The organism is Fibrobacter sp. UBA3629 (assembly GCF_002374005.1).
Taxonomy (GTDB): Bacteria; Fibrobacterota; Fibrobacteria; order Fibrobacterales; family Fibrobacteraceae; genus Fibrobacter.
The window spans coordinates 98,872-111,112 of record NZ_DFLC01000019.1 but is presented as its reverse complement, the minus strand read 5'-3'; the positions used below and the strand labels follow the sequence as shown (position 1 = coordinate 111,112).

9 protein-coding genes and 1 pseudogene are annotated in these 12,241 nt (G+C 54.6%); 2 read left to right on the top strand and 8 right to left on the bottom strand.

What is annotated here, in order from left to right:
* Positions 1 to 48: 48 nt before the first annotated feature.
* Positions 49 to 4,419, bottom strand: coding sequence for an InlB B-repeat-containing protein (locus tag B2310_RS06955; protein WP_290729919.1), 4,371 nt, complete (start codon positions 4,417 to 4,419; stop codon positions 49 to 51).
* 185 nt (positions 4,420 to 4,604) lie between these two features.
* Here B2310_RS06955 and B2310_RS06950 point away from each other — a divergent pair, with 185 nt between their 5' ends.
* Both B2310_RS06950 and B2310_RS06945 read left to right on the top strand, forming a co-directional pair.
* Complete coding sequence (locus B2310_RS06950; RefSeq protein ID WP_290726017.1) at positions 4,605 to 5,438, top strand: transporter; 834 nt, start codon at positions 4,605 to 4,607, stop codon at positions 5,436 to 5,438.
* Positions 5,439 to 5,563: 125 nt separating this feature from the next.
* A complete protein-coding gene (locus B2310_RS06945; RefSeq protein ID WP_290729917.1) occupies positions 5,564 to 6,163 on the top strand; it encodes a porin family protein in 600 nt (199 codons plus the stop codon).
* 138 nt (positions 6,164 to 6,301) lie between these two features.
* Here B2310_RS06945 and B2310_RS13350 read toward each other — a convergent pair.
* The 7 genes and pseudogenes from B2310_RS13350 to B2310_RS06910 all read right to left on the bottom strand — a co-directional run bounded on the left by B2310_RS13350 (position 6,302) and on the right by B2310_RS06910 (position 12,035).
* Positions 6,302 to 6,590 (bottom strand): annotated as a pseudogene (locus B2310_RS13350) (GIY-YIG nuclease family protein).
* Between the two features lie 96 nt (positions 6,591 to 6,686).
* Positions 6,687 to 8,486: an extracellular solute-binding protein gene (locus B2310_RS06935; protein WP_290729913.1), complete on the bottom strand. Its 1,800-nt coding sequence runs from the start codon at positions 8,484 to 8,486 to the stop codon at positions 6,687 to 6,689.
* Between the two features lie 25 nt (positions 8,487 to 8,511).
* Positions 8,512 to 9,330 carry a ribonuclease III gene (rnc, locus tag B2310_RS06930; protein WP_173382342.1) on the bottom strand — a complete coding sequence of 273 codons (819 nt, stop codon included), beginning with the start codon at positions 9,328 to 9,330 and terminating at the stop codon, positions 8,512 to 8,514.
* Positions 9,331 to 9,436: 106 nt separating this feature from the next.
* Entirely contained in the window at positions 9,437 to 9,679 is a 243-nt protein-coding gene (acpP, locus tag B2310_RS06925; protein WP_173382343.1) for an acyl carrier protein, read from the bottom strand.
* A 47-nt stretch (positions 9,680 to 9,726) separates the two neighbouring features.
* Entirely contained in the window at positions 9,727 to 10,467 is a 741-nt protein-coding gene (gene fabG, locus B2310_RS06920) for a 3-oxoacyl-[acyl-carrier-protein] reductase (RefSeq protein WP_290729911.1), read from the bottom strand.
* Between the two features lie 25 nt (positions 10,468 to 10,492).
* On the bottom strand, positions 10,493 to 11,413 hold the full coding sequence (gene fabD / locus B2310_RS06915; RefSeq protein WP_290729909.1) for an ACP S-malonyltransferase: 921 nt from the start codon (positions 11,411 to 11,413) through the stop codon (positions 10,493 to 10,495).
* Positions 11,414 to 11,555: 142 nt separating this feature from the next.
* Positions 11,556 to 12,035, bottom strand: a complete 480-nt coding sequence (locus tag B2310_RS06910; RefSeq protein ID WP_173382346.1) for a hypothetical protein — start codon at positions 12,033 to 12,035, stop codon at positions 11,556 to 11,558.
* Positions 12,036 to 12,241 lie beyond the last annotated feature (206 nt).

Genomic DNA, 12,241 nt, shown 5'->3' with positions numbered 1-12,241 from the left:
TAGGAAGGGGCCTGCTACAAATCTATCTTTTTTCTAAAGAAAGAGGTACTATTTTAGTACAATTCTATGGATTCCGACTTGATTTTCAAGGCGAACCCGTACAAAGTAGAGTCCCTTAACGGATGTTGCGATGTAAGCGGTATTTTCGCCACGACGGGCCACCAGCCGTTCGCTTGCAACAACCTTTCCGTTCACCGAAACGATGTCAACGCGGCCTTCGCTGCCCGCCAGGCCGGGCGCCGCATCGAAAGACACGCCGACTAGCGAGCCCTGCTGCACAAAGCGGAAATTCGAGAATTTCGCCGCCCCCGCTACGGCCACGTTCTCCCTGGAAACACGTAGCGTCACGGGTTTGGCGTTTTTCTCTAGTGAAATTTCCATGGCCTTGCCGTCCGTGGCTTCGAACGTCCTGCCATCTACGACAACGAACACGCGGAGACCCGCGGCCACGACATCTTCGAGACCTTCGAAGGAGAGGGACGCCTTGCGCGCACTCGTGGCACTCGCCTCCATGTTCCATACAAATTCACAATCAACTTCTGCAGCACAGGAGCGGGCCTTCACGCTCTTTGCCAGGCGTTGGTTGTCTTCGACAATGGAGAGGTTCACAAAATCGCCCATGCCGGCAGGCGGTTCCGCCAGCGTCGATTCTTCACCCACGCCAATAAAGTTCCAGCTGTCGCGCTTGCCGTTTTTGTCGGACAGCATCACACGCAAATTCCAGCCACCATTTCCATTTGCGGACTTCGCAAGCATCCGCTTGGAAGCCCCAGCGACAGCAGGGGCCGACTTCGCAGCAGGTTTTGCCGGAATCCGAACCGTCACCGGCCTAGAGACCTTCGCCCATATGGCCTCGTAAGGCGCAAGGGTATCGGCAATTTCGTATTCGCTTGTTTCCGGATTCCACTGCCAGAACTTGACATCACTGTAATCATCCGCATCGAGAACGATGTTCCAGCTGTAGGGATTCGCCACCAGATTCCAACCACTGTAGAGGCTATCGAGTTCCCATTCGATATCGGAAGCCTCCTCGGGGTCGCTGTTCCGGAGTTCGATAGTCTTGCTTTCGAACGTTCCAAACCAGAATCCGCGAGTCGCATCGTAGTTCTCGGTTTCGTCATAACGGCGGTATTGCCAGTATTCGCCGATGGGATTGCGTTCGTCCCACCAGTAGAACGCCGATTCCTCGCCGAAGGATTCCATATCCTTAAATGCGGCGACACTCACCAGCTGCCAGGAATGGGCTTCCATCGTAATGTGTGCGGGTTCCACCGCCCGGTCGCTACTGGATTCCGGCATTCCGACTCCACTGCTCGATTCAGGGACTTCTTCGCTGGAGCTCGAATTTTCGAGCCTTTCGCCGGAACTGGATTCGGCAACTTCTTCGGAAGAACTTGCGGGCTGCATTTCGCTCGAACTCGAAAGGAGCACGCTCGAGCTCGACAGGAGCGAACTGCTCGATTCCGGCACGCTACTGCTAGAAACTTCGGCGCTGCTGCTCGAAACCGGGATTTCTACGGCACGGAAGGTCGCATGGTAAACCGCATCTCCCTTCACCGGCGCCAAAGCCGGTTCCCATCCCGTCCACGTCCACGTATGCAGTTCCGTCGCGGGCTTCGTCGGAGTTTCGCCATCGTACACGGGCATCGTCCCGTACTCGAATTCCTTTTCGAACAGTTTGCGTTCGCCTTCCTTGAACACCACCTTGTAGGTGTTGATCGTATAGCGGGCAGTCACCGTCAAGTCCGATTCCACATTGTCGAAAGCCTTGTCCCAGCCCGCAAAGGTGTAACCTTCGTGTTCCGGGGGCTCGGGCGCGACCGCGGCTTCGCCGCTCTTGACCGTCTGCGTCCCGACAAGCGTCTTGCCGTCCTTATCCATGAAATTCACATGGAAGGCCACCACGGAAATCGGTGCCACGGCCGAATGCGGACCCCACGCGATAAAGGGAAGGCTCCCATTTTCGCCTTGTTCAAAAGCCCACACATAGGGCGACTGGTCCGTATTCATGAACCCGGCGAAAGCGGATTTCTGCATCGTCGCAGAAACCTCCGTACCGTTGCTATTTTCGTCAAGCGACCGGACCGCGCCATTCCTGATCACGTAACCCGAAGCGTATTGGCCGTTCTGAACCTTCCAGGATGCAGTAGCATCGTTGCCGCTATACTTGAAGGCGCCATACGGATATTCCACCGCATCTTCGCCATAATGGTATGCGTAAAACACATCGACCTTCGCAGTGGCATCGAGCTTTCCGAAAAGGTATCCCGTCTTGACGGGAGCCGCATCGACGGAAACGAGGTTCCCCACATAGAAGGCATTCTTCATTTCGACGTCGGCATAGGTGACGGTCGCACCCACAAGGCCACCTGCCAGCAGGCTGTCCGTACCGAACGCGCCTTGAACCGCAATATTGCCGGAGGCTCCCGACTTCTGCATGCTGCGCAGCGCATAGCAATAGCCGCAGATGCCGCCCACCATCGAAGCGGAAGGTTTTTCGAAATTCGATCCCGAAGCGTCGATACGGATAAGGTTATCGTCCGAAGCATCTACCGTGACATCGCGGAACGACACGGACTTGGTTCCCCCGCTGACCGCCCTATTGAAGAACGCCCCCAGAATACCGCCCACGTAAACAGGGCTTACGCTGTCGGCCACCGAGATAGAGCCCGTATAGGTCGAATTCAAAAGTTCGAGGTCATTCTTGGTGCCGTTGCCGAGGATATCGGCAATCCCGAAGAACCCACCGACGAAAATGCTGTCGTATGCCGGGAAATAGCTATTGACCAGTTCGCCTTCATAAGAGGATTTCAGGTTCGAACGGATATCCACATCGCTACGGCATCCCAAGAGCCCCTTTCCGTTTACAGACAAAATAGCAATTCCCGCGAAACCGCCGAGGTAGGCGTTCACATCAAACCCGTCCCCTACCGCAGTCGCAGACCCTGCCACCGAGATAGAACCCTGCGCGCGGGAACCCACGATGGAGACAAAACTGTCGTCGGTGAGGTTAGCGGCATCGGTTTCTCCCGCAAGGCCCAAAAGCCCACCCGCATAGTAGGCATGCGAAACAGCGCGCGTCAAGGAATCCTTCACCATCACCTTCACCGTATCTTTCTGCAGCGAGAACGAAGCCCCCTTGAACACGGAGACCCGCCCGACAAGCCCGCCCGCAAAGACACTGTCCGCATTGCTTTCGCTGATTCCGACAACGCCCGCACTATTCACAATCGAAAGGTTAGCCACCGCCGAAGAAAACGGGCCATTGGTGCCATAGGTGATTCCCGCTTCGCCGAAGATACCGCCCATCGCCATACCGCCCGAAATCTTGGTATACGCCTTGCCGCTGTCGCTGGAATCGAGCTTTATGTTGTCCATAACGACCGACGAACTATCCACCGTCGCATCGACAAAGCCCGCATACGCATAGAGCCCGGCAACGCCACCGAGAGCAGACAACGTTGCAGCCGAAGAGGAATCCTGCACCTTGGCACGGACCGTCAGATTCTTGAAGTCCACCTGGAAAGCAAAACCGGCAATTCCACCCAGGAACACGGAATAGCGGCTGCCCCAGTCAAACAACGTAGAGCCCGCAAAGTTCCCTTTTTCATTCGAGAGTTCGAGCACGTTGCGAATAAGGATGTCGTCGTTCGCCGTAATGTCCGAAACCGTCGATGCGCTGATATTGCCCGCAAGGGCCCCCGCTACGGGCGCCTGGATATCCACATCCTGTAAGCTCACGCGACGCACCGTCGACATCCACACATAACCGGCAAGCGCACCGACCGGATAGTAGTCCGCGCCCGCTTCCGCCACATCGCGGTCCGCACGCGAATCCGACACCACCATGCGAACATTCTTGAAGTTCACGTTCACGGCCTCGTGCTCCTTGATGGAACTGAAGAAACCAGCCGGCTGCGTCATCGCTCCAGACGCGACATCGTGCACATAGCAAAGGTTTTTTACCCAGAACCCGTTGCCGTCGAAAATCACATGCGCTGTCGAAAAATCAAGCGGCACGTGGTTCATAAGGCACGTCCCGGCGGGAGTCGTCTCGTCAAATTCGTGAAGGTCGATATCGGAAGCAAGCATCAGGTTCTTCTCGGCATTGCCCCAATGTTCCTGGACCAAGTCGTAGAGCGCCTGCGGATCCCCGTCATCCGCCACTCCCAGACATTGACCACCCGACGCCTGGAAAAAGCCGCCATTGCCGCTGATTCCGTGGGGACCGCCCGTGTAGGACGCCATGTTCACCACGATCTGCCATGCGGGATCGTTACAGCCCGCGTTCGCATTCTGGGAAAGATACAGGTTGCCGGGGCTAGAGTTCAGGGAAAAGAGGCTATAGAACCCACCCGCAAACGCCGGAAGCGCTACGGAGAACAGCGAAATTGTAAAAAAACGTGAAAAAAATGACATCTCAACCCTCTATTTGCCAAAAGATATATTATATGTTCCCGAATTTAAAGCGACGGACATCACACCCCCGCACGGCAGTGAGCGTGCGCACCCTTTATCGCCCAAAAGACAATCCCCTATATTCCAACTTGGAATAAGAGTATGCATTTTTCTAAATTTTCGCAAGATTCATCAAGGAGTAAAAGATGTTCAAAAAATTCATCCTGGCAGTCGCCCTGCTCGCAGGCGCAAGCTTTGCCACCTGGGACTACTACCCCATCCCGGATTCCTCTCACGGGAGTTTCGAAGCGGGACTCTACTACGACAAGGACCACAACTGGTCTCAGGCTGGCCTCAAGGTCGGAGGCCGGTTTACGATGATCAAGAGCCTCGAAATCTCCTTTACCAGCTGGGGCTACCAGTTCTGGAACGAAGACGACTGCGCCGGCTGCGTCAACGGCGGCGAAGGCCTCCGCGACCTCACCATCGGCGGCCGCTACCAAGTCGCCCCCATGGTAACCGCATTCCTCGACTTCAACCTCCCCGTAGGCGAAGACGAATATGACGGTCCTGGCACGCACGCCCCCTCGAACGGCGAATTTTCCATGTACCTGGGCGCCCAGTTCTCCGTGCCGACCAAGCTCAAGGGATTCAAGTTCGGGACCGAAGGCGGCTTCCTCTGGGGATTCGAATACGACGACCATGAACGCGGGCTTGACCTCCACCTCGGTGCCGAAGCAGCCTACACCATCCCCAATGTCGGACTCACCCCCTACCTCGGATTCCTCCTCAAGTACCGCCTTTCCGAAAGCGAATACTACGTGAAGGGCGAAGACAAGTACCACGGCTACGGCGACCGCAAGTCCCGCCAGTTCAACCTGTGGCTCGGCGCCTCGTACGCCATCAACAAGATGATCGAAGTCAAGGCCGAGTTCATCTTCCGCCACGAAAAGTACAGGGGCTACGAAACTGTCGAGAGCCCGTTCCACCTCGGCGGCAACGCCGACGGCGTCTACATGGGCGTCATTTTCAACTTCTAGCGCAAAAATTCAAGAAAAATGAGAGCGTCCGCACATGCGGGCGCTTTTTTTGCGTCCAACCCGTGCCTTTCGCTTACTTTTATATTATTTTTGTTAGCATACAAACAAAACCAAGGAGTATCCTAATGTTCAAGAAAATCATCCTGGCAGCAGCACTCGCGGCGACCGCCTCCTTCGCACAACTCAGCTTCGGTGTTCACGCCGGCGGCGACCTTAACAACGTCTGGGGCGACGACACCGACAACTCTGAATCCGGCATCGGTTTCAACTTCGGTGGCGCCATCAAGTTCTCCCTGCCGCTCCTGCCCCTCACGGTGGAAGCGAACGTCCTGGCCGACATGCGTAATTACGAATTCGAATACGGCATCACCGATTACAGCGTGACCCAGTGGAACATCGACATCCCCGTGCTCGCTCGCTTCTCCCCGCTCCCGATTATCTTCATCGAGGCCGGTCCGCAGTTCTCCTTCAACATTTCACAGTCCGCCGAAGACGCTTCCGATGACGAAATCAAGAACTTCGACAAACTCCTGCCGATGAACTCCTTCGAATTCGACCTCGTGTTCGGCCTGGGAACCGGGATTATCCCGTTCGTGGATGTCGACTTCCGCGTGGTGCTCGGCATGACCAACATCTACGACGATATCGATGTACCCCTGGTCGGTTCGGACGAAATCAACGCCTCCAACCTGCAGTTCGTGCTCGGCGCCACCTACTGGTTCTAACCGAAACTGCTAGCGCATAGCATTTAAAAAGACGTGCAGCGATGCACGTCTCTTTTTTATACTCGAATGGTCCTGTGGAGCAAGGCTCTGATTGATTGTCACCCTGGAGGGAGTCCGCAGGACGACCGATAGGGTCCACTACAATTTAAAGAACAAGTCCTCCCACTCGGGATTCATCGACTGTATCAGGTCAATCTTCTTTTCTCGGAGTAAGTTTTTCATGGATTTTTCACGTTCTATAGCATGCCGCATATCCGTATGCTCCTCAAAATATCCCAATTTATCTACGCCATATTTTTTTAGTAAAGCCATCATAGACCTTCTCTTTATGTTGCATTACTCGATTTTTCAAATCGCTTGTAACACCAACATATAAGGTCCCATTTTTCTTATTAAATAGAATATACGTATATCCTTTCTTCTGCATAAGCGGGAAAGTACAAAAAAAGACCATTGAAAAACAATGGCTTTAAATGGCTTGGATTCTATCGGCCCCGAAGGGGCCTCCAGAATGACAAGAAGGTTATTTCACGTCGTATTCGGGAATCGGCAGGCTTTCGCCCGCTTTCATGGCCTTGTCGAGGGCGGCGGACTTTTCCGGGTCAAGCCACCAGTAGACGGGGATGGCGTCTTCGCGGTTGAAATGGTCCAGCACCTTTTCGGGCATGCCGTAACGGTTCCAGTAGAGGATGCGGTGGTGGTCGCACTGCCACATGAGCACATACGGCACGATTTCGGCAAGGCGGTTATCCAATGCCTTCAAAATCTCGTTCCGCTTGGCCAAATCAAATTCCGTCTTCTGCAAGTTGATGAGGCTATCGACCACCTTGTCCTGCACGCCGGCGAGGTTGTTCGTGCCTTTCTGCAGGGCCGTTGCCGAAGACCAGCTCGCTTCCGGGTCGCGGAGGCGGCCAGCGCCCCAGTTCACCCAGTAAAGGTCAAAGTCGGCATCGTCCAGACGCTTGCGCAAAGTACTCTGCGACATCTGTTCGATGGTCGCCACCACGCCCACCTTCTTCAGGTCTTCCTGGAACAGCGTGAGGTGGCGCAAGTCTTCCTGGCTCGTGATGAAGTTAATCGCAAACGGCTTGCCATCCTTCTCGAGCACCCCCTGGCCGTTCACCTTGTAGCCCGCCTCCGCAAAGAGGGCGCGGGCGCTATCCGGGTTGAACGTGTAAAGCGGCGCTGTCGGGTTCTTGTTGCCTTCCCACAGGTCGGGGTAGTAGCTGTTCAGCAGGAAGTACTGGCCGAACATGTACTTCTCGTTCATCGCCTCGCGGTTCAGGAGCATCGAAAGAGCGCGTCGAACGCGCACATCCTGGAACTGCGGCTTGCGCAGGTTGATGGCCATGCCCTGAAATCCGATGGGCTCCTTGTTAAAGATTCTCTGCTTCACGGCCCAGCCCTTCTTCACAGCGTCGAAGTCGGTCTGCTTCATCCAAATACTGCTGGTGTAGATGGCGTAGGCGTTGAAATCCTGCTTCTTGAAGGCTTCGAGCGCCTTCGTCTGGTCGTTCATGAAGCGGTAGCGGATTTTCTGGAAGTTGTACTTGCCGCGGTTCCAGTTCTTGTGGAAGCCCCACCAGTCAGCCCGGCGTTCCAGTTCCACGTAGCGGTCCTCGCGGAAGGTCTTAATCTTGTACGGGCCCGAGACTACCGGGAACTCGTAGCGAATCTGGTTGAAGTCCTTCCCTGCCCAAACGTGCTTGGGGAACGCGAGCATGCCCGCGGCTTCCCAGAAGTTGCCCCAGTGGGATTCCTTCGCAGTCATCTTGATGGTCAAGCTGTCCACGACTTCGGGGCGGTCGAAACGGCTAAGCCCGACCTTGAAAATCGGCGTGAGGTTCTTCTCGTCCATGATGACGTCGTAGTAGTACTGCACGTCCTCAGCGGTGACGGGCTTGCCGTCGCTCCACCGGGCCCGCTCATCCACGTGGAAGGTGAACGTCTTGCCATCTTCCGATACGCTCCAGCTGTCGGCGAGGATACCGACTTCGCGGTCCTCGGTGGAATGCAGGCTCACGAGCGGTTCAAACATCATGCCCATGAGTTCGGCGGAGAAACTATTGTAGTCTTCCCACATGTTGAAGGACTTCGGCATCGCGGAGCCCCAGAGGGTAATCGTGCCGCAGGGGCGGGCGTCCTTGGAGGCAATCGGGTCGAACTCGCCCGTGGCGGTGGAATCGACCGGCAGTTCCGGGCAGTTGAGCTCGCTGCCCGCAGCCTTCGCGGACTTGGAGGCGCCCTGCTCGTTGCAGGCGGTAAGGGCCATCGCAGACAGCATCAACGTCGCGGACACGGCAGCCACACGACAAAAATTCATTTTTCCATTCTTCATCTTTATCTCCCTACGGTCTATAATACCGCTTGGGTTTTACGGGTTTCACAGGCGCCACCTCGGCCGGAACATCCTTCGCCTGCGCCGCCTCTTCAGCCTTCAACATTTCAAGAGTCTTGTGGGCCGCTTCCTGTTCGGCCTTTTTCTTGTTGCCACCCTGGCCACGGCCATAGACCTTGCCGTTCACGTGCGCCTCGACGGTAAACAGTTTCTGGTGCTCCGGTCCGGATTCTTCCACCAGAACATATTCAGGAACCGTATGGCGCTTCCCCTGCAGGTATTCGAGCAAGGCGCTCTTGTAGTTCACAAAGTCATCGTCGACAATAATTTCTTTCACACGCGGGAAATGGAACCTGTTGAGGATTGCGCGGACCTCGTCGAGCCCGCCATCGAGGTAAACCGCCCCGAGCACGGCCTCGTAGGCATCGGCAAGAATACTCTCCTTGCCGCGACCACCCATCTTCGCCTCGGCCTTCCCGAGCTTGATATACTCGCTCAAGTCCCATTCCTTCGAAGACTGCGCACAGGCATGCCCCGAAACGATGGCGCTCTTGCGCTTCGAGAGTTCGCCCTCCGGGTCATCGGGATACGTCTTGTACAGGAATTCCGTCGTTAGCATGTTCAGCACGGAATCGCCCAGGAATTCGAGCCGTTCGTTGTTTTCTGTGTAGGGCAAATCCGTTCCGGTCAGGTAAGACCGGTGGACCAGCGCCTGAACCAAGAGTTCCGGTTCGCGGAACCGATATCCAAGCTTCGCCTCAAGTCCGCCGTCGGGCTTCTGGCGAAACCAGAATTTCAGCAATTTCTTCAATACGTTTTCTTCTGGCAAAGGCATCTCCTTTCTGTCTGCGAAAATAGAAAAAGCCCGGCCGCAGGGGCCGGAGCAAATTTCATCGAAAGCCCCAGCGCCATTGCCAGGGCGTTTGCAGAAGCGATTACTTCTTCTTTTCGGCCATGAAGGCAACCACGTCGGCAACCTTCTGGAACTTTTCGGCATCGGAATCGAGGATTTCGACTTCGAATTCGTCTTCGAGAGCCATCACGAGCTCGACGCGGTCGAGAGAGTCGGCACCGAGGTCGTTACCGAATTCAGATTCCATCTTCACGTCTTCGGCCTTGACTTCGAGCTTGGCGACGATGACGTCGGTAATCTTCTTGAAAATTTCTTCTTGTGTCATTGTTTACTCCGTTTGGATTGTTTAAGTTTAAATTTAGTAAAAATTGGCTAGGCGTTCAACCCACCATCTACGCCCAAAATCTGACCCGTGATGTAGCAGGCGTCGTCAGATGCCAAAAAAGCGACCGCATTGGCCACGTCTTCGGGCTTTCCGATACGTCCGAGGGGAATCTGGGCTGCATATTTTTCCTTGGTGGCATCGTCCATGGCGGCGGTCATGTCCGTCCCGATAAAGCCGGGGGCGATGGCGTTCACCGTAATGCCGCGGGAAGCGAATTCCCTGGAATTGGAACGGGTCATGCCGATGATACCCGCCTTGGCGGCAGCGTAGTTCGCCTGGCCGGCCTGGCCACGCAGGGCGTTGATGCTCGAAATATTGATGATTCGGCCGGCGCGCTTGCCCATCATGGTGCGGGCCACGGCGCGGGTGCAAAGGAACACGGAACGGAGGTTCGTGGCAATCACGGCATCAAATTCCTCGTCCTTCATGCGCATCAAGAGGCCGTCGCGGGTGATGCCGGCGTTGTTGACCAGGATGTCGACCGTACCCATGTCGGCAATAATCTGCTTGAACACGTTCTGCACCGTTTCGGAGTCGGCCACGTCGCAAGCATAGCTCTTGACCTGCACCCCAAGTTCGGCGGAAAGTTTGGCGGCCAGTTCTTCCTTGACCGATGTGGAAAGGATAGCGACGTCGGCACCTTCGCTCGCAAGCTTGGTGGCGATGGCGAGACCGATACCGCGGGATGCGCCGGTCACGATAGCCTTTTTACCTGTAAGTTTACCCATTTTTTGTTCCCTGTAATTGAAAGGTTTATCCCTTAAGAGCCTGGAAGGCTTCGATGGTTTCGACCGGCGTGACCTTCACGTCGCGGCTAATCTTCCTCATGAGGCCCATGAGCACCTTGCCCGAGCCCACTTCCACACCCTGGGTAACACCGAGGGAGATGGCCTTGTTCATGCAGTCGTTCCAGCGGACCGGAGATACCAGTTGCTTCACCAAAAGTTCGGCAAGTTCGGCACCCTTCGTGACCGGTTCGGCAATCACGTTGGCGATAACCGGCTTTTCGACATCGTTGAACTTGGTTTTGGCAATCGCTTCGGCGAGGCCTGGCTGGGCAAACTGCATCAGCGGGCTGTGGAACGCGCCAGACACGGCAAGCGGGATGGCCTTGATGCCGGCGGCACCGCAGTTTTCGACGAGCTTGTTCACGCCGGCGACGGCACCGGAGACAACGATCTGGCCCGGGCAGTTGATGTTCGCGGGCACCACGGCGCCCACGTCCTTCACGGCTTCGCAAAGTTCAAGAATCTTGGCTTCGTCCTGGCCCATGATGGCAGCCATCGCACCCGGGTTCTTGGAACCGGCACTGGCCATGAGTTCACCGCGGGTACGCACCAGGCGGAGGCCCTCTTCAAAGCTGAAACCGCCAGCAGCGTAGATGGCGGAGTATTCACCGAGGGAGTGCCCGGCCACGTAGTCGAACGCAAAACCTTCAGACTTGAGGAGTTCCATCACCATCGCGGACACGGTAAAGAGGGCCGGCTGCGTGTTGTCGGTGCTCTTCAAAACATCTTCGGGGCCTTCGGCCATGAGCTTCGAAAGCGAGAAGCCGAGAATCTCGTCGGCCTGTTGCATAATCTTCTTGGCCGGTTCGAAAGTGGAAGCAAGGGTCTGGCCCATACCTACATACTGGGCACCCTGGCCAGGGAAAAGCAAAATCGTCTTAGACATTTCAATCCTTTGCGGAAACCCGCGAAAATTTTCACCCCTAATTTAGAAAATACACCCCCGTTCCAAAGGTTCCCGGAGCAAAAAGCACTATTTCCCCGCAAAAGAAAGATAAAAGGAATATTTTTGCAAGTTTAGAGCCCTACTAGGGGCATTGAGCAGCATCCTTATATAAAGCCGAATCAATGGTATACCTTTTGAACCGGAATCCATCGGCATCCGTCGGGTCAATAAATTCAGAAAATTTTTCTGAACGTATATCATTCTGCTCATCGACATCGCCCACAAAAGAAACACATTTGGCAGGTAAAACATCAAATTCTATATAAGCATCAAAGGTCCCATCAGGATAAGCCAAATTGAAATCTTCCACAAAAGTCTCTGCCAGGTGACCTACGGATTCCGGCAAAACAATTGTATCTCCTTCGGCAACGTCCATCAAGACGGAATCCCTTTTTTCATCATATTGCCATAAGAATTTTACTTTCACATCATAGCCAGAGTTGTTTGCAATTTCATGAAGCAGTGAACCTGTTCCTTCATAGTCGCCATGGGCAACATCATAACCCGAGCAACCAACAAGCAAGGCGTCAAGCAACACTAAAAATAAAAACATTTTTCTCATAGCCACTCCTTCCAAAATTCAAACAGATTCTTTAAATTCGTTTTCGTATAAGACCGCCCATCTTTGCCCGATGGCAATTTATCTAAAATTGCTACATGCCACAATAAACAAAGCCATTACCATATTGGCAAAACAACTATTCACCTTATCGCCTCTTATAAATTTATTTTAAATAACAAAGTAAATTCATTCGAAAGCGAAATCAA